General features: G+C 41.7%; 16 protein-coding genes. 6 read left to right on the forward strand and 10 right to left on the reverse strand.

Annotated elements, in window-relative coordinates; translation table 11 throughout:
* Nucleotides 1-106 precede the first annotated feature (106 nt).
* The 6 genes from QQJ93_RS00240 to aspA all read right to left on the reverse strand — a co-directional run bounded on the left by QQJ93_RS00240 (nt 107) and on the right by aspA (nt 8,559).
* Complete coding sequence (locus QQJ93_RS00240) at nt 107-733, reverse strand: MarC family protein (protein WP_089124718.1); 627 nt, start codon at nt 731-733, stop codon at nt 107-109.
* 25 nt (nt 734-758) lie between these two features.
* Complete coding sequence (locus tag QQJ93_RS00245) at nt 759-2,480, reverse strand: potassium/proton antiporter (protein WP_089124717.1); 1,722 nt, start codon at nt 2,478-2,480, stop codon at nt 759-761.
* A gap of 212 nt (nt 2,481-2,692) precedes the next feature.
* Nucleotides 2,693-3,328 (reverse strand): response regulator, encoded by a 636-nt coding sequence (locus QQJ93_RS00250; protein ID WP_089124716.1) that lies wholly within the window; start codon nt 3,326-3,328, stop codon nt 2,693-2,695.
* Between the two features lie 117 nt (nt 3,329-3,445).
* Entirely contained in the window at nt 3,446-5,317 is a 1,872-nt protein-coding gene (locus tag QQJ93_RS00255; RefSeq protein ID WP_431313581.1) for a protein-disulfide reductase DsbD, read from the reverse strand.
* Nucleotides 5,318-5,628: 311 nt separating this feature from the next.
* Nucleotides 5,629-6,927 carry an anaerobic C4-dicarboxylate transporter gene (locus QQJ93_RS00260; protein WP_089124714.1) on the reverse strand — a complete coding sequence of 433 codons (1,299 nt, stop codon included), beginning with the start codon at nt 6,925-6,927 and terminating at the stop codon, nt 5,629-5,631.
* A 186-nt stretch (nt 6,928-7,113) separates the two neighbouring features.
* Nucleotides 7,114-8,559 (reverse strand): aspartate ammonia-lyase, encoded by a 1,446-nt coding sequence (gene aspA, locus QQJ93_RS00265; RefSeq protein WP_089124713.1) that lies wholly within the window; start codon nt 8,557-8,559, stop codon nt 7,114-7,116.
* 355 nt (nt 8,560-8,914) lie between these two features.
* On the opposite strand from aspA, the gene QQJ93_RS00270 reads away from it, so the two are divergent.
* Nucleotides 8,915-9,409 carry an FxsA family protein gene (locus QQJ93_RS00270; protein ID WP_089124712.1) on the forward strand — a complete coding sequence of 165 codons (495 nt, stop codon included), beginning with the start codon at nt 8,915-8,917 and terminating at the stop codon, nt 9,407-9,409.
* A gap of 216 nt (nt 9,410-9,625) precedes the next feature.
* On the opposite strand, the gene trmL is transcribed toward QQJ93_RS00270, so the two are convergent.
* The 3 genes from trmL to QQJ93_RS00285 are packed head-to-tail and all read right to left on the reverse strand — an operon-like array spanning nt 9,626 to nt 12,201.
* Entirely contained in the window at nt 9,626-10,105 is a 480-nt protein-coding gene (gene trmL, locus QQJ93_RS00275) for a tRNA (uridine(34)/cytosine(34)/5-carboxymethylaminomethyluridine(34)-2'-O)-methyltransferase TrmL (RefSeq protein ID WP_089124769.1), read from the reverse strand.
* A gap of 48 nt (nt 10,106-10,153) precedes the next feature.
* Nucleotides 10,154-11,521 (reverse strand): envelope stress sensor histidine kinase CpxA, encoded by a 1,368-nt coding sequence (gene cpxA, locus QQJ93_RS00280; RefSeq protein ID WP_089124711.1) that lies wholly within the window; start codon nt 11,519-11,521, stop codon nt 10,154-10,156.
* A complete protein-coding gene (locus QQJ93_RS00285; RefSeq protein WP_089124710.1) occupies nt 11,521-12,201 on the reverse strand; it encodes a response regulator in 681 nt (226 codons plus the stop codon). Before QQJ93_RS00285 ends, cpxA begins: the two co-directional genes overlap by 1 nt.
* 203 nt (nt 12,202-12,404) lie before the next feature.
* Here QQJ93_RS00285 and QQJ93_RS00290 point away from each other — a divergent pair, with 203 nt between their 5' ends.
* On the forward strand, nt 12,405-12,929 hold the full coding sequence (locus tag QQJ93_RS00290; protein ID WP_089124709.1) for a CpxP family protein: 525 nt from the start codon (nt 12,405-12,407) through the stop codon (nt 12,927-12,929).
* Between the two features lie 714 nt (nt 12,930-13,643).
* On the opposite strand, the gene rarD is transcribed toward QQJ93_RS00290, so the two are convergent.
* Complete coding sequence (rarD, locus tag QQJ93_RS00295; protein WP_089124708.1) at nt 13,644-14,630, reverse strand: EamA family transporter RarD; 987 nt, start codon at nt 14,628-14,630, stop codon at nt 13,644-13,646.
* Between the two features lie 173 nt (nt 14,631-14,803).
* Between rarD and recQ the strand changes: the two genes are divergently transcribed.
* The 4 genes from recQ to polA all read left to right on the forward strand — a co-directional run bounded on the left by recQ (nt 14,804) and on the right by polA (nt 21,598).
* Entirely contained in the window at nt 14,804-16,645 is a 1,842-nt protein-coding gene (gene recQ / locus QQJ93_RS00300; RefSeq protein WP_089124707.1) for an ATP-dependent DNA helicase RecQ, read from the forward strand.
* A gap of 3 nt (nt 16,646-16,648) precedes the next feature.
* Nucleotides 16,649-16,954, forward strand: a complete 306-nt coding sequence (locus QQJ93_RS00305; protein ID WP_089124706.1) for a DUF3630 family protein — start codon at nt 16,649-16,651, stop codon at nt 16,952-16,954.
* A 199-nt stretch (nt 16,955-17,153) separates the two neighbouring features.
* Entirely contained in the window at nt 17,154-17,864 is a 711-nt protein-coding gene (locus QQJ93_RS00310; protein WP_089124705.1) for a 7-cyano-7-deazaguanine/7-aminomethyl-7-deazaguanine transporter, read from the forward strand.
* A 902-nt stretch (nt 17,865-18,766) separates the two neighbouring features.
* On the forward strand, nt 18,767-21,598 hold the full coding sequence (gene polA, locus QQJ93_RS00315) for a DNA polymerase I (protein WP_089124704.1): 2,832 nt from the start codon (nt 18,767-18,769) through the stop codon (nt 21,596-21,598).
* Nucleotides 21,599-21,615: the final 17 nt, after the last annotated feature.

Consider the following 21,615-nt stretch of genomic DNA (forward strand, 5'->3'; position numbering starts at 1 on the left):
TGTGAGGTGGGTTGGAATAATTTAGCCTAGCGTTGGGTTGGGGCTAGGCTAAGGTCTAATAAGGTTAGTCTAAGGTCTAATAAGTAAATCTCTAGGGAAAGTTAGCTTAAGTAAAATAGAAGTCTTTTACACCTAAGAGTAAGTTGTTAACTGCAACGGCCGCTAAAATTAACCCCATGACTCGGCTAATAATTGCCGCACCGACATTGCCAATGATTTTATGGATACCCGTGGCACCAATCAGTAAAGCTAATGTTGATAATAATACCAATATCATAACCCCAGCAGTTAAGCTTTGGTCGATAATTGAATTTCGATGGTTGTCGGTTAGTAATACAATAGCCATCATCGCTCCTGGAGAGGCAATGGAGGGAATTGCTAATGGATAAACCGCTAAGTTTGCTAGATCAGAACGATTAAGATCTTGAGTTAACTTTGCTTCTTGTGCCGGCTTTCCTTCACCAAAAATCATGCTCAAAGCAAATAATAATAAAACTAATCCGCCGGCTGCTTGGAAGGCTGGCAATGGAATCTGCATCGCCTCTAATAAGAGCTGTCCCATCACTAAAAAGAACAATAATACACCGGTTGCAATTGCCACCGCTTTTAGAGCGACTAAGCGCTTTTGTTTGGTCGAAAGCCCTTGAGTTTGAGATAAATAAATCGGCACAGTACCAACGGGATCAATGACGGCCCATAATACGACAAATTGGGTGATTAAAACGCTGATCAAGATGGCTCCTTTATGATGTTAAGGGTTAAAGTGGTTCTTTCGGGCTGATGACAATTCCGACTGTGGTGATTCGTTGATCAACAATATCTCGAATAAACAATGTGACATGACCAAATTCTTTTGCGGCATCACGAATAGGGATACCATCAAATGATTGCATTAATAATTCATTTAAAGAGAGATGATGCTCTGCGGGTAAATCGATACCGTAAGAATGATGTATATCACCTATTTTGGTAAAGCCTTTCAAGCATAGTTCATGATTAGGCAAACTTTCTATTGGTGTTTCATCTGCACTCGAACAAATAAGGTCAACAAAATCTCTAACATTAGGTTTCATCATGATAAATAAATGATCTTCTGCCAATATTAAAGTGGAACCACGAGGGGGGATGACTTGTTTTCCTCTCGTTATCATGGCGACAACAGTGCCATCAGGAAGTGCCATTTGAGATAAACGGCGTCCGGCTATCCTTGAATTTGCTCCGAGTCTGTATTCAACAATTTCAGCATCGACGTCACCTAGGGTGGTGATTTCTAAGGTTGCTGCAGGGGTTGATGGTGCAGGTTCAGTTAAGCCTAATCGTCGAGCCATGAGAGGTAAAGTTGAACCTTGTATGGTTGCAGAAATAAATACCACGAAAAAAACTACATTAAAAATTAATCCAGCATCAGGCACCCCATACATTAAAGGGTAAATGGCGAGGATGATGGGCACCGAGCCACGTAGCCCAACCCAAGAAACTAATGTGATTTCTCGTAAGCTGAAACCAAAAGGTTTTAATATCGGTAGAATGGAAATGGGTCTGGCAATTAATGTTAGAACCACTGCGATCATTAAGCCTTCAAACCAAACATCTAGTAATGATGATGGCGTGATCAGTAGTCCTAACATCATAAACATGCAGATTTGGCCTAACCAAGCTAATCCATCATGGAATAAAAAAGTACTGCGTTGGAAGACAAAACGACTATTACCAATCACGACGCCTGTAATGAAAATAGATAAAAAACCACTTCCGCCTAAATTTGCACTAATTCCAAATGACAATAAGCCTAGAGCCGCTACCATGACAGGGTATAACCCGGATGTCGTTAAATTGATATGATTAATTAATCGGACAGATAACCATCCACATGCAAGGCCGACAACAGACCCTATGCCTATTTGTTGGATGAAGAGCATAAGTAACCCTGTTCCAGGCTCCAATCCATTTACGATTACTTCTAAAAGTCCCACGGTGAGAAAGATCGCCATCGGGTCATTGGTTGCACTTTCTATCTCCAAGGTGGATTTGAGTTTAGGATTGATATGAATGCCAGCATTTCTTAATAAAGAGAATACGGCAGCAGCATCCGTTGAACCGACAATCGCACCAATCAATAGGCCGTAAATTAAAGGAATATTAAGAATATAAGCAGCAGCAAGACCGGTTATTGCCGACGTGAATAAAACTCCGAGAGTGGCCAATAAAGAGGCCGGCTTCCAGACTGATTTAATAGATGCCATTGGGGTGTTTAAGCCACCATCAAATAAGATGATAGCCAGCGCTAAGGTACCTAATGAATGAGCGATAAGGGCATTATCAAAATCAATGCCACCAGGACCATCTTCTCCAGCCAGCATGCCAACAATTAGAAACATCACCAATACAGGTAAGCCTAAACGTGCAGAAACCTTGCTTGAGAGGATACCAAAGGCAATTAAAATGGCAGCGAGTAAGATAAGTTGATCAATTATAAACATACAAGGCACTCTTTGATTAATGGCGTTAGCATTAAAATACGTCGAGTCGCTAAATTATCTCGATATGTCGCTTAATTGGGGTGAATTAGCAGAGGGCTGTGAATGAGGGTTCACTTTTTGTTGCTAAAGGGAAAAAAGAAAGCGACCAATAAAATGTATCATAATTTTGCTATTGATACATTTTATTGATCGCGAGTAATGGCTTGTAATTATTAGTTTTCTGTTTCCAACTGTTGCAGTAAGATCACCGCTTGAGTACGGTTTTTGACATCAAGCTTACGGAATATTGCTGTCATATGTGCCTTAATCGTCGCTTCTGAAACATTCAATTCATAAGCAATTTGCTTATTAAGCAAGCCATCTGACAACATGCCTAATACTTTATATTGCTGAGGTGTTAAGGCCGCCAGTTTTTGGCTGAGTTCATTACAAGCATCATTATTTTGAATGAGGCCTTCAGGGAAGAATGGGTCGCCATTGAGTACTTGGTTGAGTGCGCTGTTAAGTTCGCGCATATCGCTAGATTTAGGAATAAAACCAAATGCACCGTGGCTTTTCACTTGACTGACCACGCTAGATTCTTCACTGGCGGAAATCACGACTATCGGTAAATCTGGATATTCTGAGCGTAAGTGAATCAAGCCTGACATGCCATTTGAGCCGGGCATTTTCAGGTCGAGTAATAAAAGATCGGGTTCATCGACTTTCTTTATTAATGCCAGTAATGCATCGAGAGAGTCGGCTTCATGTAAGTTAGCGCCACTCACCGCCATATGAATAGATTGAAATAGGGCGTTACGAAAGAGTGGATGATCATCTGCAATGATAATGTTGTATGTCGAATCCATGACAATAAGTTCACTATTAAAGTAACAATGAATTCATTATCAACTTGTTTACCGCATCTCTCAACCGAGCAAAGGCAAAAGTCTGAACCATATCCGACTTTTGTCTAACTTAACGTTTTATAGCAACTGGTTTTGCTTTAAATGTTGAGAAAAGTCATCAGCATTCATAAACCCCGTAATACGAGCTTGTGGAATATGTTTGCCTTGAGCATCCCAAAATTCTATCGTCGGTAATCCGAGTACCTTCATTTTTTCCATTAAGGCAATGTCATCTGGAGTTGCAGCGGTGACATCTGCTTGAATAAGGACAAAATTAGCAAGCTCACTGCTAACTTTTGGAGCGTGGAAGGTGTATTTCTCAAACTCTTTACAAGCTACACACCAGTCGGCATAGAAATCAAACATAACGGGTTTATTAGAAGCTTTAGCTTGTGCTAGTTGTTGTTCCAGTTCGCTTATTGTTGTTATTCGAGTAAAGGCAATATTAGCTTGTGATGATTGCGAATGCTTTTGTTCTGAATTAATCATCCCAGCGGCTTGCAAACCGAAATAAGCTGAGAACACCAAACCTAGAATTGCCACAATACCGACAAGGCTTTGCTGCCAACTCGCTTGCTGCATGGTTTGTTTAACATGATACAACCAGCTAAAGCTGATGAGTCCAAGTGCGATCCATAATCCTTGCGCCCAAACTTCTGGCAAGATGCGTTCTAATAAGAAAATTGGCGCTGCGAGCAAGATAAAACCAAACAGTACTTTTACTCGGTTCATCCACTCGCCAGCTTGTGGCAGTAACTTATTACCAAATACCGCGACGACAATCAGTGGAATGCCCATACCTATGGCTAAGGCATACAGGGCAATGGCACCAGTTAGCAGGTCGCCACTTTGCGCGACATACAATAGTGCGCCAGAAAGCGGTGCGGTGGTACATGGTGAACAAACTAAACCGGAGATCACGCCCATAATAAACACCCCGGCTAAATTACCGCCTTGTTGTTTATTGCTTTGTTCACTTAGCCAAGTTTGCAGTCGACTCGGTAGTTGAATGGTGTAGAGACCAAACATCGATAGCGATAACAATACAAATACGATACTTAAACCGATCAAAACTGCCGGAGCTTGCAAGGCGGCTTGGAATTGGACACCCAGGGAAGCAACCACTAGGCCAAGTAGCATGTAGGTTAGCGCCATACCTTGCACGTAGATGAAAGACAGTTTAAAGGCTTTCTTGGCACTCAAACGGCCACCACCGAGTACGATGCCGGTTAAAATTGGGTACATAGGTAATACACATGGAGTAAAGGCTAAACCAATACCGAGAAGTAAAAATAATAATGGTGTCCACCAATGTTCTGCTAATTGAGAAGCAATATTGCTATCTGCAGAATTGGTGTTGATGGTTGCTACAGGTCGGTTTTCTGTTGTTTGAGTGCTCTCTGTTGCTTGATTACTATTGGTTGCTGAACTCGATGGCTGACCAATTTGATCCTGTGGCCCTAATTGATCTAGTTGAACTAATTTATCTAATGGAACTATGCGGGTTTCTGGTGGGTAGCAAAAACCGGTAGTGGCACAGCCTTGGTATTGGACGATCAGTTCAGCGCTATCTGCTACGTTTTTTAATGGAATTTCAACACTGACAGGTTCGGTAAAAATATGCACATCACCAAAAAACTCATCAGAATGGAAAGTGCCTTCTGGAATCTTCGCTTCACCTATTTCGGCATTTTTAGTTTGGAAAGAAAAACGCTCGCGGTATAGGTAGTAGCCCGGTTTGATTTGCCAATCTAGTGTGATTGCGTTGCCTTGTTGAATAAAATTAAATGGAAAAGCTTGATCAACCGGTACGAATTGATTGTTGGTGGTTGGTGATGCTGAATTAGTGAAGTTGGCTAAAGGAGTTTGCGCCGAGTCAAAATTGGCCGCTTGAGTGGTTGTCGAAAAACCAATAAATAAGCTAACGAGCAAAGTAAATAAGCAACGAATGACGGCCATAAAAATTCAACTTCCGATTAAAGTGTCAATGTAAAAAAGGGATCTCAGAATCAGACCACACAAAGGAGGTTTTGGTTTCATTGCGAGAGTATATCACAGACATTTATACCCAAGTGACTTCAAGATGCAGAATTCAGAGCTATCATCCAGACCTTTAGGCAAGGAAGATTGGCGAAGGAATAGGCCGCTTTATATACGCAAAGTGTAGACTGATGGGGGGAGAAAGGTTTGATAAAAAAACTGGACTTAAAAAAACGAGCCCTAAGACTCGTTTTGATGAAGATTTGTCATTGAATGATGAACTAGAGAATTAATCCACCGAATAAAAAGCCCAGTATTACTGAAGACGCAATAGTTACCACACCTGGGATCATAAATGGGTGGTTAAATACCCACTTACCAATTCGAGTTGAGCCTGTGTCATCCATTTCAACGGCGGCTAATAGTGTTGGGTAGGTTGGCAATACAAATAGAGCACTTACCGCCGCAAATGATGCGACAGCAGTAAGAGGTGCTACACCAATCGCAAGTGCTGCAGGCATTAACGCTGTTGTCGTTGCGCCTTGAGAGTAAAGCAACATAGAAGCAAAGAATAAAGTAATTGCTAGCATCCATGGGTATTGTTGTAGTAAATCACCCGCAAAATGTTTGATTTCATTTAAGTGGGCAGACACGAAGGTATCACCTAACCAAGCCACCCCAAGCACACAAATACACGCGCTCATACCTGAACGGAATGTTGCAGCCGTCGTTACTTTATTAGTGTCAAGTTTACAAAATATAACCATTGCAGCCGCAGCCGTTAGCATAATGGCCATAATTGCGTGGTTACGGTCGATGTGAGGGTGGGTAATTAAGCCAATCGAATCACTGATTAGTGTGGCGTAAACTACGACAACCGCAATTGCGACAGCAAAAATATATACCGAAAGCTTTGCCGCTGAGGTTACTTGGGTTTGGGTACTTTTCTTTAATTGAATTAAGCCTTTTGCCATACGTTCTTGGTAGATAGGATCATCTTTGAGTTCACAACCCATGAAGTTGGCAACAAAAGCACCAATCATACAAGCTAAGAATGTGGTTGGAATACAAACTAAGAGTAAATGTAGGTAGCTGATGCCTAGTGGCTCTAAAAGACCAGCAAAGTACACAACGGCAGCAGAGATTGGTGAAGCGGTAATTGCAATTTGTGAAGCGATAACCGCAATAGACAGTGGTCTTGAAGGTCGAACACCTTGCTCTTTTGCCACTTCAGCGATAACTGGCAGTGTTGAGAATGCAGTGTGGCCTGTACCGGCAAGTAGTGTCATAAAGTAAGTAACAATTGGCGCGTAGAAAGTAATGCGTTTAGGGTTCTTACGTAAAAATTGTTCCGCTAATTGTACTAACCAATCCATACCACCAGCCACTTGCATAGAGGCAATGGCGGTAATTACGGAGGCAATGATTAAAATAACATCAATTGGGATGGTTCCGGCATCTACACCAAAGAACATGGTGAGAACCACCACCCCAGCACCACCGGCAAAACCGATTCCTATCCCACCCATTCGGGCGCCGATATAAATAAACAGTAATACAATAAATAGTTGTAATAACATGTTGTTACCTTCTTTAAAATCTAAAAAATCAACCTGAACTGCAGACTTCGTAATAAAAGAAATCTGTAATGCGCGTTAATTTCGAATATACCTAACAACTTGTCCCTTTTTAGCTTCACTTGAAGTAACTTGGATAAGTAATTGAAAGAAAGGGAACGATAAACGTTCCCTTAATTATATTAACGACTAGTTATAGCGTTTTGCTTTGTATTGAGGATGCATTAGGTTTTCAGGAGAGAAAATTTCGTCTAATTGCTCTTCGGTTAGTAAGCCGCGATCCAATACAATTTCACGTACGCTTTTACCTGTTTCAGCACAGATTTTACCTACGATGTCACCTTGGTGATGGCCAATGTATGGGTTTAGGTAAGTGACGATACCGATGGAGTTGAACACGTATGCTTCACACACTTCTTTGTTCACTGTGATGCCGTCAACGCATTTATCACGTAAGTTAACACAAGCATTCTTCAGGATTTCTAGTGATTCAAACATACATTGTGCAATCACAGGTTCCATTACGTTTAACTGTAATTGGCCGCCTTCAGCCGCAAAAGAAAGAGCGGTATCGTTACCGAGTACTTTAAAGCACACTTGGTTTACAACTTCAGGTACTACTGGGTTTACTTTGGCTGGCATGATTGAAGAACCTGCTTGTAATTCGGGTAGGTTCAATTCATTTAAGCCGGCACGAGGTCCAGAAGATAATAGACGTAAGTCATTACAGATTTTAGATAGTTTAACCGCAAGGCGTTTTAGCGCGCCGTGCGCCATGACATAAGCACCACAGTCAGAGGTCGCTTCGATTAAGTCTTCCGCAGGAACGCACTCAAGGCCAGTCACTTCTGATAAATGTTTCACAGCTAACGCTTGGTATTCCGGCGCTGCGTTTAAGCCAGTACCTATAGCGGTTGCACCCAAGTTCACTTCAAGCAATAGTTTTGAAATGTATTGTAGGTTACGGACTTCTTCGTTTAGCGTGACAGACCATGCGTGGAATTCTTGTCCAACGGTCATTGGTACTGCGTCTTGTAGCTGAGTACGGCCCATTTTGATGATGGTGTCGAATTCAGTGCTCTTAAGATCGAAGGCACCTTTTAGATATTCAACCGCTTCAATGGTTTTCATGATGCTGTTGTATACCGCAATACGGAAACCTGTAGGGTAAGCACAGTTAGTTGATTGGCTTTTATTGACATGATCATTTGGGTTGATGAAGTCGTATTCACCTTTTTCTTTACCCATTAGCTCAAGCGCTAAGTTGGCAATCACCTCGTTGGTATTCATGTTCACAGAAGTGCCTGCGCCACCTTGGAATACGTCTGACGGGAATTGATCCATGCATTTGCCTGTGCTTAGAATTACGTCACAAGCTTGAATGATGTAGTCACTGATATCGGCTGGTAATACGCCAATTTCTTTGTTGGCTAATGCGGCTGCTTTTTTAGTCATGACCATGCCACGTACAAATTCAGGTACGTCAGAAATAGTGGCATTTGAGATGTTAAAGTTTTCTACTGCACGGATAGTATGAATACCGTAATAAGCTTCAGCGGGTACTTCACGTGTGCCTAGTAAATCTTCTTCAATACGAAATTGTTGAACAGGTGTTTCGATAGTTTGTGTAGTCATTGGATGGATCCTATAAGCATGGAACGCTAATAAAAAAATATCTTTGCCGATGTTGCTTAGAATCCATTCACTGCATACAGATGGCTTATCTTTGACGCTGCAATAATACCCCTTTATAGGTATAAAAATAGATCATAGATCAAACTTTTGATTGCGTATTGCATCTTAATAAGAGTTTCTGTCTGTTTGCAAATGAATTGTTTTTGAAGTGTGAAATTTTCTGCCATAAGGCATCTTTAGGTCGTTATATTGTTAGGTACCATCGATCTTGGGTATAGTTACGTTTTGAGATGGTTAACATTTGTTGTATGAAGCGGGAAGGCATACACTGAGTAACAGATTATAGGAGGTGTTTGTGTTTCCGATTTTAGTTATTTTATTTATTTGTGTTCCGATTATTGAGATTGCACTGTTTATTCAAGTCGGTGATTTAATTGGCTTATGGCCGACTATTGCGATTGTGCTATTGACCGCTTTCGTTGGGGCATCTTTGGTGCGTAGTCAAGGTATTCAAACTTTGATGTCAGTACAATCACGTATGCAGCAAGGTGAACTGCCAGCACAGCAAATTATTGAAGGCGTAATGTTAGCGGTATCAGGGGTATTACTGTTGACGCCTGGCTTTATGACGGACTCACTTGGCATGTTGGTGCTATTACCGGCCCCTCGCGCCTGGATTGCGAAGCAATTAATGCAGCGAGTTAAAGTCAGTTCTTCGGCTCAGTTCCATTCTTCATCGCAGTTTCATGGTGAAAATCCATTTAATACTTCAGAGCATGATCAGCAAGGAGATGTGTTTGAAGGAGAATTTGAAAAGAAAGCCGATGAAGATAAGAGGATAGATAAATAAGGGTTTCTAGTCCCTAGTTTCTAGGAAGAGCGAAAAGAGATAGTGACGAGATACGTGAACGCTTCGCTTCGAGTTGCGAGTAAAAGCAGGAGCAAAAATGTTGCGTTTCTTTTCGCTTTTTTCTTTTCCGAGCCCCGATAAACGAAAAAAGACCGTAGCTCTCACTACGGTCTCCTTATCTCTTTCTAGGAACTAGCAACCGAGTTCCCTTTATTCTTAAACCGCTCCTTCAAACCCCATTTGACGCCAAGCTTCAAAGGCTATAATCGCCACTGCATTCGATAAATTCAAACTACGGCTGTCTGGCATCATAGGAATACGAATGCGTTGTTCCATCGGCAGGGCTTCAATTGTGTCAGCCGGTAGGCCACGGGTTTCTGGGCCAAATAACAAAACATCACCTTGTTTAAATTCCGCGTCCACATGATGGCCAGTGGTTTTGGTCGTACAAGCAAAGATACGGAAATTATCGCCTTTTTCTTGTTGTAAGTATTCAATAAACGCTGCGTAATCTTTATGACGTTTAACACGTGCTAAATCATGATAATCCAGACCGGCACGACGAACTTTCTTTTCTTCTAAATCAAAGCCTAGTGGTTCAATTAAGTGCAAGTTAGCGCCACAGTTGGCACATAAACGAATGATGTTGCCGGTGTTAGGGGCGATTTCTGGTTCAAATAAAGCAATGTCGAACATAGTGGATGTACCGTTAATTGATGAGGTGTTCATAATACCAGTCCTCGATCATAAATCGATAGGTAAAATCAGCGATACCGCAAGACCACCATGTTGACTACGTGAAGCTTGAATATGACCACAGTGCTGCATAATGACATTGTGGGTTATCGCCAAACCTAATCCTGCACCACCACTGTGCCTATCACGCGCAGTAGATACGCGATAAAAAGGTCGGAAAATTGCATCTAGCTCACTGTCATCAACCCCTTCACCATCATCTTCAATCAAAATGGCCAACCCATCATGTTGTAGGCTAAACGTCACCCAAACGGATTGATCGCAGTATCGAATCGCATTCCGTATGACATTTTCGACGGCACTAATCAGTAGGTTGGGGTTTCCGGTGATATGTGCGTTGGGAATCGATTCACAAATGAGTTTTTTCTGTTGTTGTTCAGCTTCAAATTTACCATCTTCTATAGTTTCTCCCCAAAGCTCTTGCACTGAGATATTTTGGTGAATTTGATGAGCATCGATTTGCTGGCGTGACAGTTCTAATAATTCATTAATCATCAATTCTAATCGTTCTGCTTCGGTATCAATGCGAGTCAGTTCAGAGCTTTCGCCTTGCTTACGGATCGCTAACGCATTAGCCATTCTCAAACGAGTGAGCGGAGAGCGCAGTTCATGAGAAATGTTAGATAATAATCGCTGCTGTTCAGAGGTTTTATTGTTAATGGCGTTGACCATTTGGTTAAAGCTGGCACCAGCCTGTTTGAATTCGCTCGGGCCTTTTTCTAATTCGGGATCGTATTCGATAACCCCACGCGCGACTTTTTGTGCCGCCTTCTCTAAGCGCATCGCCGGCTTACTCAATGCCCACGCTAACCAAAGTAAGAGTGGAGTGCTGATCAGCATTACTACGAGAAGTAATTGAATTGGCCTATCGAGTAATTGCAGTAGAAATGGCGGCGGTTGATGCCAACGGATAGCAAAGTACATGTGTAGATTTTGTTTGGCAATGACGACAGGGACAGGGCCTGCGATCATGAGTCTGCCATACAAACGTTGCTGAGGTTTATCTAACATGTCCGATTGGGTAATAAAATTATTCAGTGCTCTTTGTTTCATTCCTTGAGATGGATTGAGCCAACGGTCGTTAGTGTCAGTGAAATAGTAATTGAGACGGCCTTTATCTACGTTGTGCATTTTTATATGCATCAGTGCTTGTTTAAGTGAAGACGCATTTTGGTAGGTTTGGCTAATATCTTGTCCGGTTAGCTTCATCTCTTTCAATGGTTCAGCCGGAATATCGTGAAGCTGTCTAGGATCGAGTTGAGATGCAGCAACCACTGTAATTAATACCAATAACATGGTGAGCCAGAATATGGCAAAAATACGACCGTATAAGCTAGAAAACTTAGGTAAATTCATTATTTATCCTCAACCATCAAGTAGCCTTTACCTCGTAAGGTTTTTATTAAGGTTTGCTCATGGTGCTCAGACAGTTTTTTACGTAAGTTCGAAACATGCATATCGATTGCTCGATCAAATGGGCTGAGGCGCTTTCCAAGTACTTCCAAGCTCAAATCTTCTTTGCTGATGGATTCACCCATGTGATTTAAAAAGTACTCTAATAAAGAAAATTCTGTGGTGGTAAGATCTAATAATGTGCCTTGGCAATAAGCCTCTTGTTTACCTGGAAATACTTGCAGACCATGAGGAGTGCTCGATTCTGTTGGCTCAGGTTGATGGGGTTGAGTGCGACGTAAAATAGCACGAATGCGTGCCATTAATTCACGATCACTAAATGGTTTGGGTAGGTAATCATCTGCACCGAGTTCAAGGCCGATCACTCGATCGACTTCTTCGCCTTTTGCGGTCAGCATCAATACCGGGGTTTGCCACTGCTGCCTTAACACTTTAAGCATTTCCATACCGTTCATTTTCGGCATCATAATATCCAGCAAGATCAGATCAACACTGTTATCTATGGCTTGTAGGCCATCAATACCATTGTGTGCTTGTGAGATAGTAAAGCCTTCTAAAGTCAGAATATCCTCAAGTAACGCAGTGAGTTCAGTATCATCGTCAACTAATAGAATGTGGGTCATAAAGGGCCTTATTTAGATATAGATATCGAATGCAATAATAGCATTATCTCTGTTTTAGTAAGAAAAACGACTAATTTGACAGCGCTTTACATTGTTTTACGTAAGCAATACACCCTTTTACATTGCAAGGTTTATTCTATTTGTCATCGGTCGCTAACCAAGAAATGGCGGCTCAAATTCTCCATAATGAAAGGTAACGTGTTATGAAAGCATTTATGAAAAAGTCTCTTGTTGTTTTAATCGCTGCACCATTAGCATTCGGTTCAATGTCTGCATTAGCTGCTCCTCATGGTGGTCAACAACATGGTGGTAAGCATAATCAACAATGCGGCATGGGAATGGAACGTGGTATTTGGAATAAATTAGACTTAACTGACGCTCAAAAAGATCAGTTAAAAGAATTGCGCCAGCAAGATCGTCAGGCAATGAAAGAAGGCTTTAAAGATCATAGAGATGAAATGAAAGCCAACCACGAGAAAATGCAACAGTTAGTGATGGCGGATAATTTTGACCAAGCCGCTGTGACAAGTCTTGCTCAAGACATGGCAAACCAACGTGTAGAAGGCCAAGTTAAAATGGCTAAATCACGTCATGATATGTTTAGCGTGTTAACTCCTGAGCAAAAAGAGCAATTTACTAAGTTATCAGGTGAGAAACACCAACAGTGCATGGAAAAGTGGGAAAAAATGAAAGACCGTATGGATAAAAAAGGCCCGAAAGCAGAGTAATACTAATAGTGCATCATACCAACTCCAATCAAAAGGCGGCCTACTTGGTCGTCTTTTTGTTTAGAAAGCGTTAAAAAAGAAAAACCCCGAGGGCAAAAGCCCATCGGGGTTATAGTCTTACTCGCAGCAATCCGGCTACTATAAGTGCTCCATGCATCAAATCCTTGATAGCAGTGCTGTTTCCTTCAGCGTATTCCTTTTCATCGCCATCCTAGCGGTGTCCTTGGCCTTATCCTAGCCAGCTAATTCATCCTAATTAGCGCGCATCACTTGTTCCATGAGCGGTGTCCATTCACATCATCCTGACGTGTGTTCCATGCCTCAATCCTGAGGTGTCCATTGTCTTTCCTTAGTCATTACCATCCTAGTAATGATTGCGTCCATTCAATGTCCGTTTGCTCCATGCTGATTACTCATCCTAAGTAACCAAATCTTCGTCCTGAAGATGACCTATCCTTGGGTCTTTCCTGTTCCTGTCAGCATCCTTCCGACAGGGTTAATATTACGCATAAACCAAAACGGAACAATGGTGTGAGTTCAAATTATTTCATAAAAAATAACACAAATATGACATGTCTTATTGTTTATCAATGACTTAGGTGTGTTTGTGGCAGTTTTTATTATTCGTTAATGTTAGTTTTCTCACTATTTTGTGCGAGATCTCGCACAAGGGTGAGGTAGTAAGTCTGCATATTGACGTTACTTGGGTATAGATTAGCGCCGCGGATCAGTTTGATTTAAATCCTGTGTCAAAGTTTCATTAGTAATGTCGATCTCTAACGCTTCTTTTCTCTGCGCTGCCGCCAGTTTCTTATTATTAGAGTTGTTCTTTAATCCATCCCAAGTAAATACAATCAAGGCTGCCCAAATACAAGCAAAGGTGATGATTTTATCGGCAGTAAAGGCTTCGCCATACACAAATACTGCCAAGATAAACATTAGGCTTGGGCCTATGTATTGAATAAAACCCAGAGTGGCAAGACGTAAGCGTACTGCCGCACCAGCAAAGCATAATAAAGGTAAGGTGGTGACAATACCGGCAGAAATGAGTAATACATTGAGTGTCAGGCTGTTGGCGCCTAAGTGGCTGGTCGCGGTATCGGCCAAAGCAAATAAGTAAAGAAAGGCTACTGGCAGTAATACTAAGGTTTCAATAAATAACCCAGTAAAGGCATCCAAATTGACCTTTTTACGTAATAAGCCATACATGCCAAAAGTGAACGCCAGCATGATGGCAATGATTGGTACTGAGCCAAATACTATCAATTGAACTAATACTCCAGCCGTGGCTAATGCGACGGCAAACCATTGTAGTTTACGTAACTTCTCGCTTAAAAAAATCATCCCTAAGATGACATTAAATAAAGGATTGATGTAATACCCTAGGCTGGCATCGAGCATGTGACCAATGCTGATCGCCCAAATAAACACTAGCCAGTTCGCACCAATCGTGACGGAAGTGATCAATAAATAAGTGACTTTGGTTTTGGAGCGTAATGTTTCCTTAACGGTCGGCCAACCGTTAGTGAAATACAGTAATGCTGCAAGAAAAACAAAAGACCAAATGATGCGATGACAAAGGATTTCAAAAGGGGGAACATCACCGAGGGCTTTAAAGTAGATAGGGGCAATTCCCCACATCAAATAGGCAAGAACAGCAAGTAATACACCTTGCTGAGTACGTTTTAATTCATCATCCATAAAAGGCTTATCTTTTTATTATTAGAAAAGTCAACAAGTATAAAATCAAGCAAGAGATTTACCTAATGAATTACTGGAATAAGTAAATTGCCCGATCCTCATGTTTCAATCATATCCAAACAACACTACAATGGGCGGCTGATTTTAGGTTCACTTTTTGTATTGAGATAGGCATGCCCACCACTGACGCTGCACAAGTGCATTTGCATTCAACACCGACACCAGCTCAAACTCTGCAAGATGTGTTTGGTTATCAAAACTTTCGTGTTGGTCAGCAAGAGGTGATCGACAGTGTGCTCGCAGGGCAAGATAGCTTAGTGATTATGCCAACCGGTGGCGGCAAGTCTTTGTGCTATCAAGTTCCCGCTTTGCTGCACTCAGGCCTTACCATCGTTATTTCCCCTTTAATTTCCTTGATGAAAGACCAAGTCGACCAATTAAAAGCTAATGGTGTAGCAGCAGAATGCATCAATTCCAGTATGGAAAGAGAGGAATTGATCCGGGTGTATAACCGCATGAACAACGGTCAGTTAAAGATGGTTTACATCTCGCCCGAACGAATCTTAAGTCGAGACTTTAGTGAGCGGTTAGAGCATCTACCGATCAGCATGATTGCGGTAGATGAAGCACATTGTATTTCTCAATGGGGCCATGATTTTCGCCCTGAGTACGCACTACTTGGCCAATTAAAGCAGCGTTTTCCCCATGTTCCTGTGATGGCGCTAACCGCTACAGCTGATGATGCGACCCGTAAAGACATCATTTCTCGCCTACAACTGAATCAACCTTTGGAATATTTAGGTAGCTTTGACCGACCAAATATTCGTTACACATTATTAGAAAAACATAAGCCCGTTTCGCAAGTGATCCGCTACCTTGCCACCCAAAAAGGGCAATGCGGTATCATTTATTGTGGCAGCCGTAAAAAAGTCGAAATGGTGACCGAGAAGCTGTGCAATAACCATATTCGTGCGGCAGGCTATCATGCCGGTATGGATAACGATGAACGCGCTTATGTGCAAGAAGCCTTTCAAAAAGACGATATTCAAATCGTAGTGGCTACAGTGGCATTTGGTATGGGTATCAATAAGCCTAATGTGCGCTTCGTACTGCACTTTGATATTCCGCGTAACATTGAATCTTATTATCAAGAAACCGGACGAGCAGGGCGTGATGGCTTGCCTGCGGAAGCGGTGATGTTATATGACCCTGCCGATATGGGGTGGCTGCGCCGCATGCTTGATGAAAAAGATGATGGTCCGCAAAAACAAGTTGAAAGCCACAAATTGAATGCGATGAGTGCCTTTGCTGAAGCGCAAACTTGTCGTCGCCAAGTACTGCTCAATTACTTTGGTGAGTACAGCCATAAAGCATGCGGTAACTGCGATATCTGCCTAGATCCACCGAAACATTTTGATGGCACTGAAGCGGCGCAAAAAGCCTTGTCGTGTGTTTATCGAGTCAATCAAAGTTTTGGTGTTGGTTATGTGGTCGAAGTTTTACGTGGTATGCAAAATATTCGTGTGCGCGATAACGGCCACGATAAGATCAGCACCTATGGTATTGGAAAAGAGCATAGCCATGATTATTGGGTTAGTATTATGCGCCAATTAATTCATAAAGGGCTGCTGACGCAAAACATCACTCGTAACTCTACCTTGCAGTTAACCGAAGAAGCGCGTCCTTTATTACGCGGTGCAATGTCGATTGAATTGGCGGTGCCGCGTTTAGATACTGCAGTACGCTCAGCTAAAAACGACAAGTTAGTCACTAAGAATTACGATAAGAAGTTATTTGCCAAATTACGTAAGTTGCGCAAAGCGATTGCCGATGAAGATGGCTTGCCGCCGTACGTAGTGTTCAGTGATGCTACATTAGTTGATATGGCGGATATTCTACCGACTTCGTATGGTGAAATGCTGGCAGTCAATGGTGTTGGTCAACGTAAACTTGAAAAATATGCCGATGCTTTTTTAGATGTGATTCAAGAGCATTTAACCAATGGTGAAGGGTAGGTTATGGCCAAATATAGCTTAAGAGAATTTGATGCACAGGCCGGACGAGTGATCTTACTTAATCCTAGGTTTGATTATGACTCCTTTCCAGTATTAGGCTCAGAGCTGGTGAAACTGTTATCGGCTTCTATTATTGAAAAACAAAATGATGCTGATCTACATTCATGGCTCATTGACTTTGAAGGCTGCCAGTTATTTTTACGTGCTGAACATTATTCTGAGACTATGTGGTTAGAAGCAATGGCACCGAGCCTGGCGGATGAAGAGCTACAATATTTAGCGAAATTATTTGCCACGGGCATCGGATAACTCAATCCTCCTCGAAACTCGAAACTCGAAACTCGAAACTCGAAACTCGAAACTTTGCTTGAAAAACGAACAGTTGAAGTGGGCGATCATTTCTGTATAATCGCTCGCCTTAATATCTGACTAATTAGTCAAATATAGAATATTATTCATTTGCAATTATGGGTTCCCTCGCCCCCATATATTAAAAAAAGGTCACAATATGACTCGTTTAAAATCTGCTTCGCAGGCGGCGTTCTCGTCTGTTCAATATACTGATCAACAACAAAACAAGGCATTGTTTTGGTTGGTTATCTTCCATTTGGTAGTGATTGCATCCAGTAATTACTTAGTCCAAATACCTTTTACCATCTTTGGTTTACATACCACTTGGGGCGCATTTACTTTCCCATTTATCTTCCTTGCCACTGATCTAACGGTACGCATTTTTGGCGCAGGTATGGCACGTAAAATCATCTTCTGGGTGATGCTACCTGCACTGGCTATTTCTTATGTGTTATCGGTAATGTTCTTTGAAGGCAAGTTTCAGGGTATGGCTCAATTGGGAGTGTTTAACTTGTTTGTTGCCCGTATTGCGATTGCTAGCTTTATGGCGTATTTACTTGGCCAGATTATGGATGTACATGTTTTTAACCGCTTACGTCAGTTAAAGCAATGGTGGGTTGCGCCAACCTGTTCAACACTATTTGGTAATGCGCTTGATACCATCGCTTTCTTCTCAATAGCCTTTTACATGAGTAGCGATCCATTTATGGCGGAGCATTGGACCGAAATTGCTTTGGTTGATTACAGCGTAAAACTGATTATTAGCTTAGGTTTATTTGTGCCTATGTATGGCGTATTACTCAATTATTTAATGAAAAAGTTAACGACAGTATCTGATAGGCAGTGTCAGCAAGAACTAAAAGTATAGAGATAAAGGTATCTCGTTGCTCGGGCGCAGCGCTGTTCGTTTCTCCGAAAAGTGAAAAGCCCGAGAGGTGGATAACGAAATCTTGAGACTCAAATCGTGGTGGGAGATCCTGAACTGCGCCCTTCGTCGCTTTTCAGGATGACGATTTTCTATCACGAACTCAATCTTTTCCGAGTAACGAAACGCCCTTTCCTAGAAACTAGGTACTCTTAACTAGAAACCTCTTTTTTCAAGCCACGAGCAGCGTAGCGCCCGATCGTCGATAAAATCCCTTCTAGAATCCCATATAAAATAAGCATTTAAAATCAATCACTTAAATTCCTCCTTTCACTCTTCTCGAAAATAAATGATACTTTTTCTCATTTAGGGGTTGATCATTTAATGAGAATGATTATTATTAACCACGTCGAAGGGAAAAAGAGAATCAAACGCAACAGCATGAGATTCTTGGTTTCTTTAAGACACGACATTGCTCACATTGCTTCCAGTGTATTTAAGCTTTCGTGGTAGGTGCATCAAGTATTACATCTAGCCACTTTTTGCTAAGCGACGCCCACTCGGTGTCGCTTTCTTTTTGCCTATGATTTAGTGAGCTAACTTTACCTATCGTTATTATTGTCAATTAACATAGGATCCATTGTGATTAATTGTTTTCCACAAAAGATCCTTGTGCTTCTTTTTATCCTGCCATGATCTAATAAGTCATAAGTTATTGTTTATAAAAAATTAGTTTTATTTTTTAATAATGATCTTGATTTTTTTAAAATGTCATTTGAAAAGTTAACAACAAAGTTATCCACAGTTGGTTAATATCTAGAACAGACATATGAATAGATTCATTTAGCCAGACGTGGCATTCTAGGCGGATCGTATGTTTCTCATCAGCTTGGGTACTAGACACTATGGCAACAATCGCTGACAACTCCTTGATTCTTATTGATGGATCTTCTTATTTATATCGTGCTTTTCACGCTTATCCTGAAAGTATGAATAACGGCAACATTCAAACTAACGCTGTGTATGGTGTGGTTAACATGCTACGCAGTATGATGAAGCAGTTTTCTTCTGAGCGTATTGCCGTGGTCTTTGATGCCAAAGGCAAAACTTTCCGCGATGAAATGTACTCTGAATATAAAGCGAACCGTCCTTCGATGCCGCAAGAGTTACGCGATCAAATTGAGCCTTTGCATAACATTATTCGTGCAATGGGTTTGCCGTTGATTTGTGTGCCGGGTGTTGAGGCTGATGATGTGATTGGTACTTTGTCTTCACAAGCTTCTAAGCAAGGTATGCCAGTATTAATCAGTACTGGTGATAAAGATATGGCTCAGCTAGTGGATGATAATGTTACGCTGATCAATACCATGACCAATGTCGTAATGGATAGAGAAGGGGTGATTGAAAAGTTTGGATTACCACCAGAGCTTATTATCGATTATCTCGCGTTGATGGGCGATAAAGTGGATAACATTCCGGGTGTACCAGGTGTCGGTGATAAAACTGCTGTCGCTTTGTTGCAAGGTCTAGGTAGTTTAGAAACCATTTACCAAAATTTAGATAAGATCGCCGATCTTTCTTTCCGTGGTTCGAAAACCATGGCTAAAAAGCTGCTAGAAAATAAAAAAAACGCGGATCTTTCATATCTGCTAGCAACCATCAAACTGGATGTGGAGCTCGATTGTCAGCCGCAAGATCTTTGCAAAGCTGAACCTAACAAAGATGAGCTGATGAAACTATTTGGTGAGCTGACCTTTAAATCTTGGTTAAACGAATTACTTGAAGGTGGCGACGGTAAAATTGCTGCAGTCGATGGACTCGCACAAGTTAAAGCAGAACAGCGCGGCGGTGCTAATCAAAGCATGACAAAATCGGCGACCACCGCAGATGCTCTCGAAGTTGATATGAGTCCAGCTAATATTGATCGCAGCAATTATGAAATCATTTTTGATCAAGACACTTTCCTTGTTTGGTTAGATAAATTGAAAGCTTCTGATGTGTTTGCATTCGATACTGAAACCGATAGCTTGAACTACATGGAAGCCAATTTAATTGGTTTGTCTTTTGCGGTTGCAGAAGGAGAAGCGGCTTATGTACCGGTTGCCCATGATTACCTTGATGCGCCAACACAACTGGATCGCAATTGGGTACTTGAACAGCTTAAACCGATTCTAGAAGATGATTCACAAGCTAAGGTCGGTCAGAACCTGAAATACGATGCCAGCGTGCTCGCTCGTTATGATATCGAGATGAAAGGCATTCGTTTTGACACCATGTTAGCTTCTTACGTGTTTAACAGCGTTGGTGGTAAACATGATATGGATAGCCTAGCGTTCCGCTTCTTACAGCATAACTGTATTTCTTTTGAATCATTGGCAGGTAAAGGTAAAAAGCAACTGACCTTTAACCAGTTGGATATTGAAGAAGCCGGACCTTATGCAGCGGAAGATGCGGATGTGACACTACGTTTGCATAACCGTTTGCAAGCCGCTTTAGAGCAAGATGTAGGCTTGAAATCTATCTATCAAGATATAGAAGTGCCTCTAGTACCCGTGATTTCTCGTATTGAACGTACCGGCGTAATGATTGATGACATGTTGCTGAATGCTCAATCAAAAGAGTTAGAAGTACGTCTTGAAGAGCTAAAAGCGAAAGCATTTGAATTGGCTGAACAAGAATTTAATCTTAATTCACCAAAACAATTACAAGCGATTTTGTTTGAAAAAATGGGTTTGCCAGTGGTCAAGAAGACCGCATCTGGAGCACCATCAACCAATGAAGAAGTATTGCAAGAGTTAGCATTAGATTATCCTCTACCTAAGTTGATTTTAGAAAATCGTGGTTTAGCGAAATTGAAATCAACCTACACTGATAAATTGCCTAAGATGATCAACCCGCAAACCGGGCGTGTGCATACTTCGTATCATCAAGCGGTCACTGCAACGGGACGTTTATCATCAACCGATCCAAACTTACAAAATATTCCAATCCGTAATGAAGAAGGTCGCCGTATTCGCCAAGCGTTTGTTGCGCCACATGGCTGGAAAATTTTAGCAGTCGACTACTCGCAGATTGAATTACGTATCATGGCACACTTATCTGGTGATAAAGCGTTATTAGATGCGTTTGCTCAAGGTAAAGATATTCACTCTGCCACCGCCGCTGAAGTCATGGGATGCAGCATCGAACAAGTCACGTCCGAACAGCGTCGCCGTGCTAAAGCGATTAACTTTGGTTTGATTTATGGCATGAGCGCCTTTGGTCTCGCTAAGCAACTAGGTATTCCGCGTGGTGAAGCACAGCAATATATGGATGTTTACTTTGAGCGCTACCCTGGAGTGATGCAGTATATGGAAGATACTCGTTCACAAGCAACGCAGCAGGGTTATGTTGAAACCTTATTTGGCCGTCGTTTACACCTACCAGAAATTAAATCAAGTAATGGAATGCGTCGTAAAGGGGCAGAGCGTGCGGCAATCAATGCACCAATGCAAGGAACAGCGGCAGATATCATTAAAAAAGCCATGCTGATTGTTGATCAGTGGATCCAAGCAGAAGGCAATGGCGATGTGAAACTGTTGATGCAAGTACACGATGAATTGGTGTTTGAAGTGAAAGAAAGCGAATTAGCGCGTATTGAAATAAAAATACAGGAGCTAATGGAGTCTGCTGCTGAGTTGAATGTGCCATTAGTGGCGGAATTTGGCCATGGAGACAACTGGGATCAAGCCCACTAACCGCTTACTGTTTCATT

The sequence above is a fragment of the Vibrio algivorus genome, from assembly GCF_030161215.1.
Classification (GTDB): Bacteria; Pseudomonadota; Gammaproteobacteria; order Enterobacterales; family Vibrionaceae; genus Vibrio; species Vibrio algivorus.

Bases quoted from the DNA above. Each gene is read 5' to 3' on its own strand.
- aspA (WP_089124713.1), bottom strand. From the start codon at position 8,559: ATGACTACACAAACTATCGAAACACCTGTTCAACAATTTCGTATTGAA.
- recQ (WP_089124707.1), top strand. From the start codon at position 14,804: ATGCCCACCACTGACGCTGCACAAGTGCATTTGCATTCAACACCGACA.
- trmL (WP_089124769.1), bottom strand. From the start codon at position 10,105: ATGTTCGACATTGCTTTATTTGAACCAGAAATCGCCCCTAACACCGGC.
- rarD (WP_089124708.1), bottom strand. From the start codon at position 14,630: ATGGATGATGAATTAAAACGTACTCAGCAAGGTGTATTACTTGCTGTT.
- cpxA (WP_089124711.1), bottom strand. From the start codon at position 11,521: ATGAATTTACCTAAGTTTTCTAGCTTATACGGTCGTATTTTTGCCATA.
- QQJ93_RS00260 (WP_089124714.1), bottom strand. From the start codon at position 6,927: ATGTTATTACAACTATTTATTGTATTACTGTTTATTTATATCGGCGCC.
- QQJ93_RS00250 (WP_089124716.1), bottom strand. From the start codon at position 3,328: ATGGATTCGACATACAACATTATCATTGCAGATGATCATCCACTCTTT.
- QQJ93_RS00310 (WP_089124705.1), top strand. From the start codon at position 17,154: ATGACTCGTTTAAAATCTGCTTCGCAGGCGGCGTTCTCGTCTGTTCAA.
- QQJ93_RS00290 (WP_089124709.1), top strand. From the start codon at position 12,405: ATGAAAGCATTTATGAAAAAGTCTCTTGTTGTTTTAATCGCTGCACCA.
- polA (WP_089124704.1), top strand. From the start codon at position 18,767: ATGGCAACAATCGCTGACAACTCCTTGATTCTTATTGATGGATCTTCT.
- QQJ93_RS00285 (WP_089124710.1), bottom strand. From the start codon at position 12,201: ATGACCCACATTCTATTAGTTGACGATGATACTGAACTCACTGCGTTA.
- QQJ93_RS00245 (WP_089124717.1), bottom strand. From the start codon at position 2,480: ATGTTTATAATTGATCAACTTATCTTACTCGCTGCCATTTTAATTGCC.
- QQJ93_RS00305 (WP_089124706.1), top strand. From the start codon at position 16,649: ATGGCCAAATATAGCTTAAGAGAATTTGATGCACAGGCCGGACGAGTG.